Raw genomic sequence first — 18,842 nt, 5'->3', positions numbered from 1 at the left:
ATTCGGAAGGTTCCGCGAACATAGGTAGAATACGTTTTTAACCAGCTTACGAAACAACATGTCTGCCAGCGCAGTGAATGTGAACCCCGGGCGCAACGTCGTCGTCGTGGGGACCCAGTGGGGTGATGAAGGCAAGGGCAAGATCGTCGACTGGCTGACGGACCACGCCCAAGGCGTCGTTCGCTTCCAGGGCGGTCACAATGCCGGTCACACGCTTATCATCGGCGGCAAGAAAACCATCTTGCGTTTGATTCCGTCGGGCATCATGCATCCCGGCGTCGCGTGCTACATCGGTAATGGCGTCGTGTTGTCGCCGGAAGCACTGTTCAAGGAAATTGGCGAGCTCGAAGCCGCTGGGGTCGATGTTCAGAATCGCCTCTTCATTTCCGAAGCCACCACGTTGATTCTGCCGTATCACATTGCCATCGACCAGGGCCGCGAAGCGCGCCGTGGCGCGAGCAAGATTGGCACGACCGGCCGCGGCATCGGGCCGGCCTACGAAGACAAGGTGGCGCGCCGCGGTTTGCGCGTGCAGGACCTGTTCGAGCCGGAAAGCTTCGCCGAACGCCTGCGTGAAAACCTCGACTATCACAACTTCGTGCTGACGCAATATCTGGGCGTCGCCGCGGTCGATTTCCAGCAAACGCTCGACACGATGCTGAGCTATGCCGACCGTCTGAAGCCGATGGTGATCGACGTGTCGCGTCGTCTGTACGACGAAAACGCAGCCGGCAACAATCTGCTGTTCGAAGGCGCGCAAGGCACGCTGCTCGACATCGACCACGGCACCTATCCGTACGTCACGTCGAGCAACTGCGTGGCCGGCGCAGCTACCGCGGGCGCAGGTGTCGGTCCGCAAAAGCTCAACTACATTCTCGGCATCACCAAGGCGTATTGCACGCGCGTCGGTTCGGGCCCGTTCCCGAGTGAACTGTACGACGCGGATAACGCCGCGCGTCAGGAACCGATCGGCCTCGAACTCGCCAAGGTCGGCAAGGAATTCGGCTCGGTCACTGGCCGTCCGCGCCGCACTGGCTGGCTCGACGCCGCCGCGCTGCGCCGCTCGATCCAGATCAACGGCGTGTCGGGCCTGTGCATGACCAAGCTCGACGTGCTCGACGGTCTCGACGAAGTGAAGTTGTGCATCGGCTATACGGTCGACGGCAAGAACATCGACCTGCTGCCGCGGGGCGCATCGGAAGTCGCACGTTGCGTGCCGGTGTACGAAACCTTCGCGGGTTGGAAGGAAAGCACCGTCGGCATCACGGAATGGGACAAGCTGCCGGCCAGCGCGCGTGCGTATTTGACGCGTGTGCAGGAAGTCGCGGGCATTCCGATCGACATGGTGTCGACCGGTCCGGATCGCGACGAAACGATTCTGCTCCGTCATCCGTTCAAGGTTTAAGCCATGGTGCAAGGTGTACCCATGATTGCGATGAAAGATCCGCGCAACGACGACAAGAACCTGTGGGTCGGCTGGGACGAGTATCACCGGTTGATCGAACTGCTGGCGTTGGCCGTGCATGAGTCGGGTTGGAAGTTCGACAAGATCCTGTGCCTCGCGCGCGGTGGTCTGCGCGTCGGCGACCAGCTCTCACGTATTTACGATCTGCCACTGGCGATTCTCGCCACCAGTTCATATCGCGAAGCGGCCGGCACGGAGCAGGGCGAACTCGACATTGCGCAATACATCACGATGACGCGCGGCGAGCTGCACGGTAACGTGCTGCTGGTCGACGACCTGGTCGATTCGGGTGTGACGCTGGCACGCGTACAGCAGCATTTGAAGGAACGCTATCCGGCGATCACCGCAGTGCGGTCGGCTGTGCTCTGGTACAAGGGCTGCTCGAAGGTGAAGCCTGACTACCACGTGCAGTTTCTGCCTACCAATCCGTGGATTCATCAGCCATTCGAGGAGTGGGACACGGTTCGTCCGCACAACCTCGGCGCGTGGATCAAGCGTGGTACGCAGCAGGAGCAGGGATCGTCGGGTACGTGATGCACGTTACGACGCCGTACCTATTGCGTCGTAACCATTGCAGTGCCTGCAGAACGGAGCCCATTGGGCTCCGTTTTTTTGTGCCCCGAATGTGTGTCTTGAATATGCCTTGAACGTGCTTCGAGTGTGTGTCGCAGCGTGTCCTGCGAACGGGGCCTCGCGAAACGCGCATACCCGCACTGATGAAACGTCTGACGCAGCAGACTTGCCCAAATCGCAGTGCTACACTTCGCGGACCATCCACGTGGTGTATCCACAACAAGCCGGGCGGCGCTAGGCGGGCAGTTTAGAATAGCGGTCGTTTTTTCCGCTCAGGGAACGGATTTCCTCGCGTTTATGACAGATAACAATCACGTGCAAAAACAGCCTCTGCCTTCCCTCGCGATTGCCGCGATCGGAGTGGTCTTCGGCGATATCGGCACGAGCCCGTTGTACTCGCTGAAAGAGGCATTCAGCCCGTCACATGGCATTCCGCTGACCGATCAATCGATTCTGGGCGTGATCTCGCTACTGTTCTGGGCGATCGTGATCGTGGTCGGCGTCAAGTATGTGTTGTTCGAGATGCGCGCCGACAACAACGGCGAAGGCGGTGTCCTCGCGCTGATGGCGCTGGCGCTGCGCTCTCTCGACCAGAAGTCGAAAGCGGCCGGTTTGCTGATGATGCTCGGCATTTTCGGCGCCTGCATGTTCTATGGCGACGCGGTGATTACGCCCGCCATTTCGGTGATCTCCGCGGTCGAAGGTCTGGAAATCGCGGCGCCCCATCTGTCCCATCTGGTGTTACCGCTCACGATGGTAATTCTTGTGCTGCTGTTCTGGATTCAGCGGCACGGAACGGCCACCGTCGGTCGCCTGTTCGGTCCGATCATGGTGCTGTGGTTTGTGGTGCTCGCTGCGCTGGGTCTGTGGCACATTCTGCAGTCACCGAACGTGATCCGCGCACTGAACCCGTATTACGCCTACACCTTCATGGCCGCGCACGTGTTGCAGGCCTACGTAGTGCTCGGCTCGGTCGTACTGGTGCTGACCGGCGCCGAGGCGCTGTACGCCGACATGGGCCACTTTGGCGCCAAGCCGATCCGGATGGCCTGGTACTGTCTCGTGATGCCGTCGCTGGTGTTGAACTACTTCGGCCAGGGCGCGCTGCTGATGCACGACCCGAAGGCGATCGAAAACCCGTTCTTCCTGCTCGCGCCGGATTGGGCGTTGCTGCCGCTCGTGGTGCTGTCGACGGTGGCGACCGTGATCGCGTCGCAGGCGGTGATTTCCGGAGCCTATTCGCTGACGAGCCAGGCGATCCAGCTCGGCTACGTGCCGCGCATGAAGATCCTGCACACGTCGGAACTGGCGATCGGCCAGATCTATGTGCCGGTGGTGAACTGGATGCTGCTGTTCATCATTCTGTGCATCGTGATCGCGTTCAAGAGTTCGGATAACCTCGCCGCCGCCTACGGTATTGCGGTGACGGCCACCATGGTCATTACCACGATCCTCGCTTGCGTCGTCATGGTGAATGTCTGGAAATGGAACAAGTTCCTCGTGGCGATGATCATCGGCGTGTTCATGGCCGTCGACTTAGGCTTTTTCGGTGCCAATCTGCTCAAGGTTGCGGAAGGTGGCTGGCTGCCGCTCGGCATCGGCGCGTTGCTGTTCTTCCTGCTGATGACCTGGTTCAAGGGCAGGATGATCGTCAAGGAGCGCACGGCGGCCGATGGCATTCCGCTCATGCCGTTCCTGCAAGGCTTGCTTGCGCATCCGCCGCATCGCGTGTCGGGTACCGCGATCTATCTGACGGGCAGCGATTCGCTCGTGCCGGTGAGCTTGCTGCACAACCTGAAGCACAACAAGGTACTGCACGAGCGCACCATTTTCCTGACCTTCGTGACGCTTGATATCCCGTATGTGAACGATGCGGAACGCGTGACGGTAAAGGACCTCGACGGCGGCTTGTTCCTCGTCAAGGCGGCGTACGGTTTCAACGAAACGCCTGACGTGAAGGCGGTGCTGCTCGAGGTCGGCCGAACGCACGACATGACCTTCGAGATGATGGACACGTCGTTCTTCCTTGCGCGCGAAACGGTGGTGCCAACGCAGTTGCCGGGCATGTCGGTGTGGCGCGAACGTGTGTTCGCATGGATGCATCAGAACGCCGCGAAACCGACCGATTTCTTCAGCATCCCGGCCAATCGGGTCGTGGAGTTGGGCACGAAGATCGAGATCTGAGCGCGAACCCATGTTTGTAGGCGCCTTGCATGTCGAGGCGCGGCAAGCGATAAGCGATAAAAAAGCCCACGCAGTTGCGTGGGCTTTTTTTTGCCGCTCAGTCTCGTAAGCAGCAGCGCGTGAGCGAATCACACGCTGCTAAACGAGCTTACTTCGGCTTGAGTTTGGCGAATGCAGCGGCCATAGCGCCGCCGGCTTCCGGCTCGCGCGAGCGCTGTTGCTGCGCGGCGCGCCCACCGCCGCCGGAGCGGCCGCGATCCTGCTGGGCACCGCCACCGCTACGCGGCGCTGCTGCCGCACCGAACTCATCGTCCAGACGCATGGTCAACGCGATACGCTGGCGCTTCACGTCGACTTCCAGCACCTTCACCTTGACGATCTGACCGGCCTTGACCACTTCGTGCGGGTCTTTGATGAACTTCGTCGACATGGCCGACACGTGTACCAGACCGTCCTGATGCACGCCGATGTCGATGAATGCGCCGAAGGCCGCCACGTTCGTCACGACGCCTTCTAGCACCATGCCGGGCATCAGATCGCTAACCTTTTCGACGCCTTCACGGAAGGTCGCGGTCTTGAACTCCGGGCGCGGGTCGCGGCCCGGCTTTTCGAGTTCCAGCAGAATGTCGCGCACGGTCGGCAGGCCGAAACGTTCGTCGACGAATTCGGCCGGTGACAGGCCACGCAGCGCGTCGCGATTGCCGAGCACTTCGCCGACATGCTTGCTGATCTTCGCAAGCATGCGTTCCACGACCGGATACGCTTCCGGGTGGACCGACGAGCGATCGAGCGGGTTCTCGCCGTTGTTGATGCGCAGGAACCCAGCGGCCTGTTCGAAGGTTTTGTCGCCCAGACGTGGCACCTTGCGCAGATGTTCGCGCGACGGGAACGGGCCGTTTGCATCGCGATAGTCCACGATGTTGCGAGCCAGCGTCGCGTTCAGACCCGACACGCGCGCGAGCAACGCGACCGATGCCGTATTGGCATCCACACCGACCGCGTTCACGCAATCCTCGACCACCGCGTCGAGCGAGCGGGCCAGTTCGCGCTGATTCACGTCGTGCTGGTATTGGCCGACGCCGATCGCCTTCGGGTCGATTTTCACCAGCTCCGCGAGCGGATCCTGCAGACGGCGCGCAATCGACACGGCGCCGCGCAGCGACACGTCCATGTCCGGGAATTCCTTCGCCGCGAGTTCGGAGGCCGAGTACACCGACGCGCCGGCTTCCGACACGACGATTTTCTGCATCTTGAACTCCGGATGACGCGCGATCAGCTCGCTCGCCAGCTTGTCCGTTTCGCGCGACGCCGTGCCGTTGCCGATGCTGATCAACTCAGCCTGCGTCTGCGCGCAGATGCGCGCGAGCTTGGCGAGCGAGCCGTCCCAGTCGCGGCGCGGCTCGTGCGGATAAATCACGTCGGTGGCGAGCACCTTGCCGGTCCGATCGACCACGGCCACCTTCACGCCGGTGCGCATACCCGGGTCGAGGCCAATCACGGCCTTCGGGCCCGCCGGCGCGGCCAGCAGCAAGTCTTTCAGATTGCGCGCGAACACGCGGATCGCTTCGTGCTCGGCTTCGTCGCGCAGATTGGTCAGCAGCTCGTTTTCGATGTGCGGCTGCACCTTCACGCGCCAGCACCAGCGGCATACGTCGGAGAGCCACTTGTCGGCCGGGCGGTTCTGATTGGCGATGCCGAAGTGGCGGGCGATCAACGCTTCGCCTGGATGCGGCACCTGCGCGTCGAGTTCTTCGCCGAGACCCAGCTTGACCATCAGCACGCCCGCGTTGCGGCCGCGGAACAGGGCCAGCGCGCGATGCGACGGCACGGTCCTGATGGTTTCCGCGTAGTCGTAGTAGTCGCGGAATTTCTCTTCTTCCGCGTTTTCCTTGCCCTCGACCACTTTCGACGACACCACGCCCTGGTTGAACAGGTAATCGCGCAGCTTGCCGAGCAGATCAGCGGTTTCGCCGAACTGTTCGGAGAGGATGTCGCGCGCGCCGTCGAGCGCGGCCTTGATGTCGGCGATGCCTTTTTCGGCGTCCACGTAGGCGGCGGCTTCGGTTTGCGGGTCGAGCAGGGGATTGGCCAGCAGCGCGTCGGCGAGCGGCTGCAAGCCGGCTTCGCGGGCGATCTGCGCGCGCGTGCGGCGCTTGGGTTTATACGGGAGATACAGGTCTTCCAGCACCTGCTTGCTGTCGGCGGCCTCAATCGCGGTGCGCAGCTCGTCGGTCAGCTTGCCCTGCTCGTCGATGCTGGCGATGATGGTGGCGCGCCGGTCTTCCAGCTCGCGCAGGTACAGCAGGCGCTCCTCGAGATTACGCAGTTGCGTGTCGTCGAGATTGTCGGTCACTTCCTTCCGGTAGCGGGCGATGAACGGAACAGTCGCTCCTTCGTCGAGAAGTTGCACCGCGGCCGCGACCTGGCGCGGCTGGACGGACAGTTCGGCGGCGATGCGCTGTACGATCTTGAGTGCTACGGTTTCCGTCATAAGGTCTTGGTGTTCCTGCTACTCAATCAAAGGTCGCGCGATAGCGGCACATGCCAGGCACACACCGGGCCCACGTCGGGCACGCCGGTGCACGCTGGGCGTACGCGCTGCGACCAGGTTGCTGGAGCGGGGCATTTTGCCATAAATGCCAAAGGGCTCAACCGCGGGGTGATAGAATTTCAGGCATGTTCCGTTGACCATTTACGACGTTGCCAACCTCCTTGTCCCTCAACCGCCTGGGCTCCCGCTTGGTCTCTCGCTTGTCACAACTGCCGTCTTTTCTGTCGCTGAAAGCGTCGCGATCGGCGCTTACATTGCGCATATCGGCGTCGCGCTCCGTGTTCAGGTCAGCGTTTCCGTCCAATGGAATGTTTTTCGCTTCGTGCGCTTCGTGCGTGCTGGCGGCGTCGCTGGCCACGTCCGCACCGGCCGTGGCGCAATCCGCAGCGCCGCTCGAAACCGCCAGCAGTCTCGCGCCGGCAGCCGCTTCGGGCGCGCGGGCAGCAAGCGCGGCGGGCGCAACGAGCACCACGAATGTCACGGGTGGCGACAATACCGGCAACGCTGAGAATACCGATAACACGGCATCGCTTGACAGCGCATTCGACGCGCGGCAGAAAGTCCTGGATCAGCGCACCGAGGAAAACAACTACCGTTACGCGCTCGCCGAACACGATTGCTACAGTAAGTTCTTCGTCAACCATTGTCTGACCAAGGCGCGCGACAGCATGCGCCTGGTGCAGGCCGACATTCGCAAGGAACAGCTTGCGCTCGACGGCGAACAGCGTGTCGAGCGCGCCCGCCAGCGCGACGAGCAGGCAGCGCTCAAACGCGCACAAGACGAAGCGAGTGCGCCGCAACGCGCCGCCGACGACGCGCGCAACACCCAAGCCTACGAAGACAAGCAGCGCCAGCACCAGCTCGACCAGGCGCAGCGCGCAGCCGAGACGCCCCAGCGTAACGCCAACGCGCAAGCCTATCAGCAGAAGGTGCAACAGCATGCGCTGGATCAGGCGCAGCGCGGCGTCAGCCCGTCGCAGGCCGCGGCTAACCAGCAGGCTTACGACCAGAAACAGGGCGACTTCCAGCGCAAGCTCGAGGAGGCACGTCAGCAGGGTGCGCAGAAGGCTCAGGAGCGCGTCGAGAAGCAGCAGACCTTCGAGAAGAAGCAGGCCGATGCGGCGCAGCATAAAGCCGACGTTGAAGAACGCCAGAAGCAGGCGGCCGAGAAAGCCGAGCAGAAGCGTCAGGACCAGTTGAAACAGCAGCAGGAACTCGAAGAGCAGCAGAAGCAGCAACAGCAACAACAGTAGTCGCTGTGCTGTCTTTATCTCTCGTAGGGTTGCAGGAGCGGAGTATCGTAGTCGCTGTAACGCGTTTTAAGCCGGACAGCAACCTCCGGCACTGGCTGCACCATGCAGCTCGTGCCGCTTACGAGAGGAGGCGAGCATGCGCGATCAACATCACGTCATCACCGCGGACACACTTCGCGACCGTATTCTGCAGTTGGAATCGGAGCATAGTGGGCTCGATCGTTTGATCGACCGAATGTCGGATGAGCCCGGCATCGACGACTTCGAGTTGCAGCGCCTGAAAAAGCGCAAACTCAAAGTCAAGGACACCATCATCTTGCTGCAATTGCAGCTCGAACCGGACGCACGCGCCTGAGTTCGCGGCCTGGCAGGTGCCGGGTCGCGCCGCGCGCGCCGGACTTTGCAGGAAACGCTTGCCTTGAATTCACCGCTTGAAACTTCACCCCGTGCCACGGCGGACGACGCTTCGGCCGCCGGCACCCCGGTGGCCGGCACCCCGGCGCCGCGTCTTCCCGCGTCTGCGCTCTCCGCGTCATTGAACCCACGCCGTGTCACGGAACTGGACGACATTTTCGCCGACAACGGCCTGCTCGCCCGTCAGATCGACGGCTATCGCTCGCGCGCGTCGCAGATCGAGATGTCGCGCGCCGTCGCGGCGGCCATGGAAGCGTCGGGTCGCGCAATGCCCGAGCCTGCGATGTTCGAAGCGCAAAAGCGTCCGGCGCGGCGTCTGCAATCGCCAGGCGCGGATGCGCCAGCTGCCACCGTTGAAAACGACGAAGCGAATGGTCTCGATGGCAGCGAAAACACGCTGATCGTGGAAGCGGGTACGGGGACCGGCAAGACCTATGCGTATCTCGTGCCGGCCATGTTGTGGGGCGGCAAGGTGATCGTCTCCACCGGCACCAAGCATTTGCAGGATCAGCTTTTTCAGCGCGACATTCCGACGGTGCGCGATGCACTCGCCGTGCCGGTGTCGGTGGCAATGCTCAAGGGCCGCGCGAACTACCTGTGTCATTACTATCTGCAGCGCACAGCGGATAACGGCCGTCTGCCGTCGCGCCAGGAAACCTCGTATCTGCAGGACATCATTCGCTTCGCCAAGATCACGCGCACAGGCGACAAGGCCGAACTTGCGAGCGTGCCGGAAACGGCGGCGGTGTGGTCAATGGTCACGTCCACGCGTGAGAACTGTCTTGGCCAGGAGTGCCCGCATTACAAGGAGTGCTTTGTGATGCAGGCACGTCGTGAGGCGCAACAGGCCGACATCGTGGTGGTCAATCACCATCTGTTTTTCGCCGACATCATGTTGCGCGATACCGGCATGGCCGAATTGTTGCCTACGGCAAACACCGTCATCTTCGACGAAGCGCATCAACTGCCGGAAACCGCGACACTGTTTTTTGGCGAGACGCTCTCTACCGCGCAGTTTCTCGAGCTCGCGCGCGATTCCGTGGCAGAGGGTTTGGGTCACGCGCGCGAATCGGTCGACTGGGTGAAGCTCGGCTCGACGCTCGAACGCGCGGCGCGTGACGTGCGGCTCGCTTTCAAGGAAGACTCGGTGCGCTTGTCGATCGGTCAGTTGCCCGACGATCATCCCTTATTTCCCGCGCTCGAAACGCTCGAAACCGAGCTTGACGCGCTGACTTCGGCGCTGGCCGGTCAGGCGGAGCGAGCGGAATCGATTGGTGCGTGTTTGCGCCGCGCGCGCGAGTTGCAAGGCGTGCTCGCAGGCTGGACGACACCGCCCACCGAGACCGAACGCGCAGCCGCAGATGCGGCCGCGGCGGACGCCAAGGCCGAGCGTGCCGATCCGAATGAAAAGGTGCGCTGGATCGAAGTCTTCGCGCATACGGTGCAGTTGCATGAAACGCCGCTGTCGGTCGCGCCGATCTTCGCGAAGCAGCGCGCCGGCGTGCCGCGCGCATGGATCTTCACATCGGCTACCTTGTCGGTGCGGGGCGACTTCACGCACTATGCGGCGCAGATGGGTCTGAACGCAAAACGTTCGATGACGCTGCCGAGTCCCTTCGACTATCCGACGCAAGGGCTTCTGTACGTGCCGCGTAATTTGCCGCAGCCTTCGTCGCCGATGTTCACCGACGCAGTGTTCGACGCTGCATTGCCCGCCATCGAAGCATCGGGCGGCGGCGTATTCATGTTGTGCACGACGTTGCGCGCCGTGGACCGCATCTCGGCCAAATTGCGCGACACCATCGAAGCACGTGGCTGGAATTATCCGCTGCTCGTGCAGGGCGACGCGAGCCGCACAGAGTTGCTCGATCGCTTCCGTGCGTACGGCAATGCGATCCTGGTGGGCAGTCAGAGCTTCTGGGAAGGGGTGGACGTACGGGGCGACGCGCTCTCGCTAGTCGTGATCGACAAGCTGCCGTTTGCGCCGCCTGACGACCCGGTGTTGTCGGCGCGTCTGGACGCGCTGACGAAGAAGGGATTGAGCCCGTTCGCGGTCCATCAGTTGCCGCAGGCCGTGATTACGCTCAAGCAGGGCGCAGGCCGTCTGATTCGCGCTGAGACCGATCGCGGTGTGCTGATGATCTGTGACACACGCCTCGTCGACAAACCGTATGGGCGCCGTATATGGCAGAGCCTGCCGCCATTCAAACGCACCCGGGAGATCGAAGTGGTGCGCGAGTTCTTCGATGAGGGCGCGAAGCCAGCAGAATAAGTTATCCAATACACGCCGTTGTAAAAAGCGGCGCTTAAATGACAAAACGCCACGGATGTGAATCCGTGGCGTTTTGCTTTACTGCCCGGAAAATCAAATTTGATTTTCCGGGCAGTTCTCGCCCAGAGGCGAACCCTATGCGACAGCTTACTGGCTTGCGCCCGAAGCCGGAGCAGCGGTAGCAGCGTCGCTTGCAGCAGCAGCCGCACCCGAAGCAGCGTCCGTAGCCGAAGCAGCAGCGTCGCTCGCAGCAGCAGCCGCACCCGAAGCAGCCATAGCCGAGTCCGAAGCTGCAGCAGCCGGTGCCGAAGCAGCAGCTGCGTCGCTAGCCGGGGCAGCGGCTTGATCGTTGCTCTTGTTGCATGCAGCCAGTGCCACAGCTGCCAACAGGGATGCTACGAGGAGGGATTTCTTCATGATCACGTCCTTTTATGGTTAAAGGTAAGCAACAGCGCAAAATAATACCGGTAATGTGCTCCAACACCGACCTGGGCCGCTGGTGGAGACGCTCTTTTGACGAGCTAGAATCTTCCCTACGGCTTGGGCGGAAATTATATGCACTTTCGTACTGACAATCCATAAATCCGGGGTCAATACGTTGTCTTTCTCATACAAAATTTCACAGTACGGTATAACACGCGGGCAGAGTTACGCAAGCTCGCCCACTTGTATCCAGCCCGCACAATACCACTCGTGAAGCAGTGCTGTCACCGACGAATCGTGCGAGAGTGTTACAAAGCGTTTCGCACTCATACACCGGTAGTCGGCGAGGTCAATCAACCACTTTTTCGCGCCGTCGAACGGCATTTCCTCTCCATTTACGAAGAAAAAACGGCGGTTGTACAACAAATTACTCTTGCGGTCCAGCCGAATGCCGGACTTCGATGCCTGAGTGACGAAACGGGCTTCATTGAGCGGTCGTTGCGGGGGATCAAAGACGACGCTCGGCTTCGGTTCGCTGAGGTACGTCCCGAGGAACGATGCAATGTCCTGCTCAGTCCATTTAACGCGAGCAAGGATCGCGCCAACTCGTTCGACCAACGCTGCGGGCAGCTCTGCCGGACGCTCGACGGCGGGTTGCTGAGGGTCGCGATAAAGCGCATCGGGCCGCGCAGCCGACTCGCCGCGTTCGGCCAGATGGTAGAGGAACTGCGCGGTCAACTCGCTCGCCGAGGGCGCGCGAAAACCGATCGAGCAGGTCATGCATTCGCCGTCAGCGACTCCGTCATGGGCGATATGCGGCGGCAGGTACAACATGTCACCCGGCTCGAGCAGCCATTCCTCTTCCGGCTCGAAATGCTGTAAAACTTTCAAAGGCAAACCCGGTTGGAGCGTCAGATCTTTCTGTGCACTGATCCGCCACCGGCGCTTACCTTTTACTTGCAAAAGAAACACATCGTAGGAATCGAAATGGGGGCCGACGCCGCCGCCATCGCTCGCATACGAAATCATCAGATCGTCCAGACGCGCGTCCGGCACAAAGCGGAAGCGATCGAGCAGCGCCCGCGCGCGATCGTCGTAAAGGTCTACGCCTTGCACGAGCAACGTCCAGGCGCGCTGCTTCACCGACGGTAGTTCATCGGGCGCGAACGGGCCGTGCTCCATTTGCCATTTGTTGCGAAAGTGCGTGATCAGGCGCGCTTCGACTTCGTCATGGTCGGCCAGTTCGAAAAATTCATCGCGCGACAGCGGCGCCTCGACGTTCGGGATCGCCTGGCGGATCAGCAGTGGCTTTTTTTGCCAGTACCGGCGCATGAATTGCGACGGTGTCAGATTGCCGAGCAAGGGCGTGGGTGTGTCGGGCGAGGGCGGCAGGCCGGGGAGCGACGGCTTTGAAGCCGGCGAAGATTTCCGTGCCGAAGCTGCTTCGGCCGGGTGGTCAGTGGGCCGCTTGGGCATCGTATAATGTGAGTTGTATTCTGGAGAATCGAATGAAAATCGCAAAGAACACCGTCGTGTCGGTCGCTTATAAGCTATCGGATGCGCAGGGCAATCTGATTGAAGAAAGCGACGAGCCGATGGTCTATCTGCACGGCGGCTATGATGGCACGTTCCCCAAGATCGAGGAAGAGCTCGACGGCCACGAGGCCGGCTTCGAGACTCAGATCCAGCTCGAGCCGCAAGACGCATTCGGCGAGTACGACCCCGATCTCGTGAAGATCGAGCCGCGCGATCGTTTCCCGGAACCGCTCGAAGTCGGCATGCAATTCGAGGGCACGCCGGAAGAAGGCGATGAGGATCTCGATTCGCTCGTCTACGTGGTGACCGACGTGGCAGAAGACAAAGTCGTGCTCGACGGCAACCATCCGCTCGCTGGCATGGCGCTGCGTTTCGCGCTGACCGTCAAGGACGTGCGTCCGGCTACTGAAGACGAAATCCAGCACGAACATGCGCATGGCGCCGACGGCCTCGAAGTCCTCGATGACGATGACGACGAAGCCGAAGACGACAAGTCAGGGCCCACGCTGCACTGAGCTTGCGGGCGTACCGGGCGCATTTGAAGAGGCACCCGGTGCGCGCGGTAAAACGGCTGAGGCGGGCGGGGTGGACATGGCGGGGCCATACTCGCCGTTGCCGTCGTTCGCTGGTCTGTATTGCTGCTGGTCAGGTTGCTGCTGAGCCGGTTGTGGCTGCCCGGGTGTTTGCAACATCGGCGGCAAGTCGGACGCGGGGCCTAACGCAGGCACCGCCGGCATCGAAGCCGCTGGTTCGCCGCGCGGCTGCGTAGATGGCGCCGCGGGCATTGGCATTTGCTTCGGCACATCGCGCACACTGACGTGGAACGGCGGTTTCTTGCCGAGATCCGCTTCAATCTGAATCCACTGGTTAAGACGATCATGCGGCGCAATTGCGATACGTGTGAGATTCGTCACCAGCATCCCCTTGTCATTGCGTAATGGCTGATCGATCACGAAGCCGGCGCTCGCGCGTTCGTCGTCGCAATGAATCACCAGCACGGGTCCGCGAAAAATCTGCGCGAGTTTGACAAGGCTGCGTTTGAACTCCAGAAAACCGTCGCGGCGCGTGTTACGCGTAAAGCGCAGCCATGCGAAACGGTCAGGCCGTTCGTAGCGCTCCGGATCCGGGTCACCCTGAATGAAGACGACAATCGCGCGCGCGTCCCGGCGTTTCGCGTATTCGGCGGCGTGCTCGAGCCAGAATGCATTGGCGATCACGCGATCTTCGAACTCGCCGTTGCGTCCGCCTGCAGTCAGATAGTGATTGTTCGGACTCGGCGCGTTCAGACCGACAAACACGGTATCGTCGACTTGCCAGCGCACGTTCTCGCGGAACGGACGAAAGCGCGACACCTCGCTTTCGCGCGTCAACGCGATCGGGTTCTGCCCCATCGAGGTGGAGTCGGTGAAGAGGGTCTGGCGCAATTGATCGAGCCGCTCGACCGGATCGAAGCCGCCGGCCTCAGCCGTGCCGCAGTCGGCCCAGTCGTGCTGGCCGGGAATAAAGAAGAGCGCAGGCCGTGACGTTTCGAGCAGCGCGTGGCGTCGTTCGTACAACCCATCGCGGCAGGCTTCTTTCGCGCCCTTCAGATTACCGTCGTAGACGATGAACGATACATCACGGTCACGGCTGATCGCTTCGATGAGGCGTTGCGTGCGCGCTTCGTCGGCGGGGCTTTGCATCGTGTTGGCGATGACCGCGAAAGCATAACGCGGCGTTTCGGCATGCACGAGCGGAGCAAACACCCCAAGAGGCACAAGTGCCACCAGCGGCACGAGGCCACCCCTGAGCGTGAGGGCGATGGTCAGCGCCGCGCAAAGTTTGCACGGGCGCTGCGAGGGCTTGTGTGCGTCAATGATCTGCATCCGGCGCGGCGGCCAGCTCGTGCAGTTCGTACAGCAGATCGAGCGCTTCGCGCGGCCGCAGATCGTTCGGATCGATTGCACGCAGCCGTTCGACGAGCGCCTGCATGGCCGGCGACCCTACCGCCAATTCCCGCTTGTCGTCGCGCTTGTCGTCGCGTTCGTCGTCGGCATCTTCGACCAGCATGGGCAGGGGGGCTGCGAACAGATCGAGTTGCGGCGCGGGTTGCGCCGCCGACTGCTGTTCGAGATGCGCGAGATGCTTGCGGGCCGCGCGAATCACCGCGTTCGGCACACCGGCCAGTTGTGCGACTTGCAAACCGTAGCTCTGATTCGCTGGACCTTCACTAACCGCATGCAGAAACACGATGCCGTGCCCATGCTCGACTGCCGAGAGGTGCACATTGGCCGCGTGTGGAAACTCTGCGGGCAACTGCGTCAATTCGAAGTAGTGCGTGGCGAACAGCGTATGACAGCCGTTGTGCGACAGCAGGTGCCGCGCGATGGCCCAAGCCAGCGCGAGGCCGTCGAACGTCGACGTGCCGCGCCCGATTTCGTCCATCAGCACGAGACTTTGCGGTGTTGCGTCATTCAGGATCGCCGCTGCTTCCGTCATCTCGACCATGAAGGTCGAACGGCCGCCGGCCAGATCGTCCGCCGCGCCGATTCGCGTGAAGATGCGATCGATCGGACCGAATGCCGCGCGCCGTGCCGGCACATAGCTGCCGACGTACGCCAACAGTGCGATCAGCGCGGTCTGCCGCATGAAGGTCGATTTACCGCCCATATTCGGGCCGGTGATCAGCAGCAGTTTGCGCTCGGGTGTGAGCGTGCAGTCGTTTGCGATGAATTGCTCGACCTGCGCCTCGACAACCGGATGCCGCCCCTGTTCGATTGCGATGCCGGTATCCGGCGAAAACGTCGGCGCGACCCAATCGAGCGCGCGGGCGCGTTCGGCGAAGGCAGCCAGCAGATCGAGTTCGGCGAGCGCCGCGGCGACCCGCTGGCAGTCCGGGATAAAAGGCAGCAGCGCTTGCAGTAACGCGTCGTAAAGCGAGCGTTCGCGGGCCAGCGCGCGTTCCTGCGCGGACAGCGCCTTGTCTTCAAAAGTTTTCAGTTCCGGCGTGATGTAACGCTCGGCGTTTTTCAGCGTCTGACGGCGACGGTAATCGTCGGGCACCTTGTCAGTCTGGCCGCGGGTGACTTCGATATAGAAGCCGTGCACCTTGTTGTACTCGACGCGCAGATTGCCGATGCCGGTGCGTGCCCGTTCGCGCGTTTCGAGGTCAATCAGGAACTGCCCGCAGTTCTCCGAAATATCTCGCAACTCATCGAGTTCCGCATCGTAGCCGCGCGCGATCACGCCGCCGTCGCGCACCATCGCGGATGGCTCCTGCGCGACCGCGCGCTTGAGCAGTTCGACGCACGCGTGCGGCGGTTCCAAAGACGCGTCGATGCGCGCGAGCGAATCCGCATTGGACGAAACGGCAGCGAGCTGCGTGCGCAGTTCCGGCAAAGCAATGAACGTATCGCGCAGGCTCGACAGATCGCGAGGCCGCGCCGACAGTAGCGCCAGACGCCCGGTAATCCGCTCGATGTCGGAGATTTGCCGCAACGCCCCGCGCAGCGTGTCGACGCCCGCGCCCAGCGGTGCGTCGAGCAATGCGCCGATGGCCTGCTGACGTGCTTGCGCCACAGCGGCTTCGCGCGGCGGATGATGCAACCAGTGGCGCAGCAGACGACTGCCCATGGTCGTGCAACACGTGTCGAGCAGCGAGCACAGCGTGGGCGATTCGGTGCCGCGCAGCGTTTCCGTGAGCTCAAGATTGCGACGCGTAGCGGGGTCGAGCCCGATATATTCGGACTCGTATTCGACCTTCAGGCTGCGCACGTGACGCAATTGCTGACCTTGCGTGGCCGCCGCGTACAGCAGCAGCGCACCGGCCGCGCCGCATGCGGCTGTCAGCGAATGTGCGCCGAAGCCATCGAGGCCGGCTACTTCGAGCTGGTCGCACAGACGCTGCGTGCCTGAGGTGATATCGAAGTGCCAGACCGGCACGCGGGTGAGGGCCCCGGCGTTGACGGGCGGTGTCCAGCTCGCGGAGTCGGCGGGAGCATCTGCCACCAGAATTTCTGCGGGACGAATCCGTTCGAGCGCGGCGGCCACCTGGTCGGGCGCAACTTCAGCGAGGCGCAGCGCGCCGCTCGCCAGATTCAGCCACGCGAGCCCGACGCTCGTTGCGATGCCGCGGCGGTTATGCGCGACGCACAGCGCCATCAGGTAGACATCGTTTTTATCGGACAGAAGCGCTGCATCCGTCAGCGTGCCCGGCGTGACCACGCGCATTACCTTGCGCTCGACGGGGCCCTTCGACGTAGCCGGGTCGCCGATCTGTTCGCAAATCGCAACGGATTCGCCGAGCTTTACCAGCTTGGCCAGATACTGCTCGACCGCGTGATACGGCACACCCGCCATCTTGATCGGGTTGCCCGCCGATGCACCGCGTTGCGTAAGTGTTAAATCGAGCAGGCGCGCGGCTTTTTCCGCATCTTCGAAAAAGAGCTCGTAGAAGTCGCCCATCCGGTAGAACACCAGCGTGCCCGGATGATCCGCCTTGATGCGGAGATACTGCTGCATCATTGGCGTGTGGGGTGCGACGTCATTGGCCGCTGCGGTTTGAATGCCCATCCTTGGTGTCTTTTTGCGTTAGCTGTTCAGGGCGTGAGTTTAACCTGCCGGCGCGGCGAACGGACCCTGCCCGGACGGCTAATCCGCAAAGCAGTTCGCATGCCGCGCGGCAAATTCCCGCGCCGGCCGGGCGACGCTCGCCAAGCGGTCATTCTTCGACCAACGCCCGCATATCCACCGTGCGCTCGTTCACGGCACTGCGCCGTTTTGCGAGCCACATCATGAACGTGATGAAACTGCCGAACACGACGATGATCCATTGCGCCGGCATCCTGGCGGTGAGCAGTATCGCGTAGGCGCCGAGCATCAGCAGCACGGCCAGATTCTGGTTGAAATTCTGCACCGCGATCGAATGTCCCGCGGAGAGCAGCGTCGCGCCGCGATGCTGGAGTATCGCGTTCATCGGCACGATAAAGAAGCCGGACAGCGCGCCGAGCAGGATCATCAAAGGATAAGCGAGCAGGATATAGATCGGCAGGACATACGAGCCGATACGAATACCGGCGCCTGCCGGGAACAGGTCCTTGTTGTAGAACGCCACGGCGATCGCTACCGCGCCGGTGAGGATGCCGATCGGCAGCACGCGCAGCGAACTGCGCAACGGAATCAGCGCGGCCGCGGCTGCCGCACCGACGGCAATGCCCAGCCCCGTGACACCTTGCATCACGGCGGCCTTCGACAGCGACAGGCCGAGGTTCACGTTCGCCCATTTGAGGACCAGCAATTGCAGCGTGACCGCGCCGCCCCACATCAGCGTCGTGACCCACAGCGCGATCTGCGCGAGCTTGTCGGCCCACAGCACGTTAAAGCAATGATAGAAGTCGCCGACCAGTTTCTTCGGCTCGGTCAAACGGTTCGGATAACGCGCGCCGGTGTCGGGAATGAAGATGTTGATTCCCGCCGCGATGGCATACGTGACCATCACCGCGAACATGGCCAGATCGGCGGAGGAGCGGATCAGCGGCAGATGCGCATGCGCGACGAATTTATCGGCCAGGGTGCTGATCAGCGCGCCGCCGACCATCGTGCCGACAATCGTCGACAGGACGGTGGCCGATTCGAGCCACGCATTCGCCTTGACGAGTTTTTCCGCAGGCAGAAGCTCGGTGAGAATGCCGTATTTGGCCGGCGAATACGCGGCCGCGCCAAAGCCGACCACGCCGTACGCGATCATGGGGTGGACGCCGGCGATCATCATCAGGCAACCGCTCGCCTTGAGCGCATTGGAGACGAACATGACGTGCCGCTTTTGCATTGCATCGGCGAACGCGCCGACGAACGGGGCGAGCACCACGTAGGAAACGGTAAAGAAAATCTGCAGCATCGGCGTGACCCATGCCGCCGAGCGGATCACTGATAGCAACGCGATGGCGGCGATCAGCAGTGCATTGTCCGCGAGCGACGAAATGAACTGCGCCGCGATGATTGTGTAGAAGCCTTTTTTCATGAAGCGGATCGGAAGCTGCGCGGAAGTCTGGCGCGAAGCAGGGCGCTGCGAAACACGCGCAAAATGCAGCCGGCGATCGAGCGTGCCGGCGCGGCTTCCCGCTTTGTAGCACGAACGCCTGCCGGATGCAGGCGCGCCAACGAAAAAGCGGCCGAAGCCGCTTTTGTATTGCC

Annotated in this window: 13 protein-coding genes; 7 read left to right on the top strand and 6 right to left on the bottom strand. The window is 62.0% G+C overall.

Annotated features, from left to right (window positions below; genetic code table 11):
* Positions 1-58: 58 nt before the first annotated feature.
* From PQQ52_RS10235 to PQQ52_RS10225, 3 genes are all read left to right on the top strand, one after another.
* A complete protein-coding gene (locus tag PQQ52_RS10235) occupies positions 59-1,405 on the top strand; it encodes an adenylosuccinate synthase (protein ID WP_408209981.1) in 1,347 nt (448 codons plus the stop codon).
* Positions 1,406-1,408: 3 nt separating this feature from the next.
* A complete protein-coding gene (locus PQQ52_RS10230; protein WP_408209978.1) occupies positions 1,409-1,999 on the top strand; it encodes a phosphoribosyltransferase in 591 nt (196 codons plus the stop codon).
* A 336-nt stretch (positions 2,000-2,335) separates the two neighbouring features.
* A complete protein-coding gene (locus tag PQQ52_RS10225) occupies positions 2,336-4,222 on the top strand; it encodes a potassium transporter Kup (RefSeq protein WP_408209975.1) in 1,887 nt (628 codons plus the stop codon).
* A gap of 148 nt (positions 4,223-4,370) precedes the next feature.
* Here PQQ52_RS10225 and PQQ52_RS10220 read toward each other — a convergent pair whose 3' ends face one another.
* Entirely contained in the window at positions 4,371-6,713 is a 2,343-nt protein-coding gene (locus tag PQQ52_RS10220) for a Tex family protein (RefSeq protein ID WP_408209973.1), read from the bottom strand.
* Between the two features lie 368 nt (positions 6,714-7,081).
* Between PQQ52_RS10220 and PQQ52_RS10215 the strand changes: the two genes are divergently transcribed.
* The 3 genes from PQQ52_RS10215 to yoaA all read left to right on the top strand — a co-directional run bounded on the left by PQQ52_RS10215 (position 7,082) and on the right by yoaA (position 10,712).
* Positions 7,082-8,026 carry a hypothetical protein gene (locus PQQ52_RS10215; protein WP_408209971.1) on the top strand — a complete coding sequence of 315 codons (945 nt, stop codon included), beginning with the start codon at positions 7,082-7,084 and terminating at the stop codon, positions 8,024-8,026.
* Positions 8,027-8,162: 136 nt separating this feature from the next.
* Entirely contained in the window at positions 8,163-8,381 is a 219-nt protein-coding gene (locus PQQ52_RS10210; RefSeq protein ID WP_028199545.1) for a DUF465 domain-containing protein, read from the top strand.
* Between the two features lie 63 nt (positions 8,382-8,444).
* Positions 8,445-10,712 carry a DNA repair helicase YoaA gene (yoaA, locus tag PQQ52_RS10205; protein WP_408209968.1) on the top strand — a complete coding sequence of 756 codons (2,268 nt, stop codon included), beginning with the start codon at positions 8,445-8,447 and terminating at the stop codon, positions 10,710-10,712.
* Between the two features lie 147 nt (positions 10,713-10,859).
* Here yoaA and PQQ52_RS10200 read toward each other — a convergent pair whose 3' ends face one another.
* Positions 10,860-11,129, bottom strand: a complete 270-nt coding sequence (locus PQQ52_RS10200; protein WP_325043080.1) for a hypothetical protein — start codon at positions 11,127-11,129, stop codon at positions 10,860-10,862.
* A 231-nt stretch (positions 11,130-11,360) separates the two neighbouring features.
* Complete coding sequence (locus PQQ52_RS10195; protein ID WP_408209965.1) at positions 11,361-12,611, bottom strand: JmjC domain-containing protein; 1,251 nt, start codon at positions 12,609-12,611, stop codon at positions 11,361-11,363.
* 32 nt (positions 12,612-12,643) lie between these two features.
* Between PQQ52_RS10195 and PQQ52_RS10190 the strand changes: the two genes are divergently transcribed.
* On the top strand, positions 12,644-13,186 hold the full coding sequence (locus PQQ52_RS10190) for an FKBP-type peptidyl-prolyl cis-trans isomerase (RefSeq protein WP_093633511.1): 543 nt from the start codon (positions 12,644-12,646) through the stop codon (positions 13,184-13,186).
* On the opposite strand, the gene PQQ52_RS10185 is transcribed toward PQQ52_RS10190, so the two are convergent.
* From PQQ52_RS10185 to lplT, 3 genes are all read right to left on the bottom strand, one after another.
* Entirely contained in the window at positions 13,166-14,536 is a 1,371-nt protein-coding gene (locus tag PQQ52_RS10185) for a hypothetical protein (protein WP_408209962.1), read from the bottom strand. The genes PQQ52_RS10190 and PQQ52_RS10185 overlap by 21 nt on opposite strands.
* Entirely contained in the window at positions 14,523-17,222 is a 2,700-nt protein-coding gene (gene mutS / locus PQQ52_RS10180; protein WP_408209959.1) for a DNA mismatch repair protein MutS, read from the bottom strand. The genes PQQ52_RS10185 and mutS overlap by 14 nt, the downstream gene beginning before the upstream one ends.
* A gap of 148 nt (positions 17,223-17,370) precedes the next feature.
* Entirely contained in the window at positions 17,371-18,669 is a 1,299-nt protein-coding gene (lplT, locus tag PQQ52_RS10175) for a lysophospholipid transporter LplT (RefSeq protein WP_408209956.1), read from the bottom strand.
* Positions 18,670-18,842 lie beyond the last annotated feature (173 nt).

It is taken from the genome of Paraburkholderia sediminicola (assembly GCF_046030555.1).
In the GTDB taxonomy this organism is placed as follows: Bacteria; Pseudomonadota; Gammaproteobacteria; order Burkholderiales; family Burkholderiaceae; genus Paraburkholderia; species Paraburkholderia sediminicola_E.
Note: the sequence above shows the minus strand (reverse complement) of the source record. Positions and strands in the feature narration are given on the sequence as shown.

What these genes read in the sequence shown, in the direction of transcription:
- PQQ52_RS10235 (WP_408209981.1), top strand. Translation starts at nt 59, where the DNA reads ATGTCTGCCAGCGCAGTGAATGTGAACCCCGGGCGCAACGTCGTCGTC.
- PQQ52_RS10230 (WP_408209978.1), top strand. Translation starts at nt 1,409, where the DNA reads ATGGTGCAAGGTGTACCCATGATTGCGATGAAAGATCCGCGCAACGAC.
- PQQ52_RS10225 (WP_408209975.1), top strand. Translation starts at nt 2,336, where the DNA reads ATGACAGATAACAATCACGTGCAAAAACAGCCTCTGCCTTCCCTCGCG.
- PQQ52_RS10220 (WP_408209973.1), bottom strand. Translation starts at nt 6,713, where the DNA reads ATGACGGAAACCGTAGCACTCAAGATCGTACAGCGCATCGCCGCCGAA.
- PQQ52_RS10215 (WP_408209971.1), top strand. Translation starts at nt 7,082, where the DNA reads ATGTTTTTCGCTTCGTGCGCTTCGTGCGTGCTGGCGGCGTCGCTGGCC.
- PQQ52_RS10210 (WP_028199545.1), top strand. Translation starts at nt 8,163, where the DNA reads ATGCGCGATCAACATCACGTCATCACCGCGGACACACTTCGCGACCGT.
- PQQ52_RS10200 (WP_325043080.1), bottom strand. Translation starts at nt 11,129, where the DNA reads ATGAAGAAATCCCTCCTCGTAGCATCCCTGTTGGCAGCTGTGGCACTG.
- PQQ52_RS10195 (WP_408209965.1), bottom strand. Translation starts at nt 12,611, where the DNA reads ATGCCCAAGCGGCCCACTGACCACCCGGCCGAAGCAGCTTCGGCACGG.
- PQQ52_RS10190 (WP_093633511.1), top strand. Translation starts at nt 12,644, where the DNA reads ATGAAAATCGCAAAGAACACCGTCGTGTCGGTCGCTTATAAGCTATCG.
- PQQ52_RS10185 (WP_408209962.1), bottom strand. Translation starts at nt 14,536, where the DNA reads ATGCAGATCATTGACGCACACAAGCCCTCGCAGCGCCCGTGCAAACTT.
- mutS (WP_408209959.1), bottom strand. Translation starts at nt 17,222, where the DNA reads ATGGGCATTCAAACCGCAGCGGCCAATGACGTCGCACCCCACACGCCA.
- lplT (WP_408209956.1), bottom strand. Translation starts at nt 18,669, where the DNA reads ATGAAAAAAGGCTTCTACACAATCATCGCGGCGCAGTTCATTTCGTCG.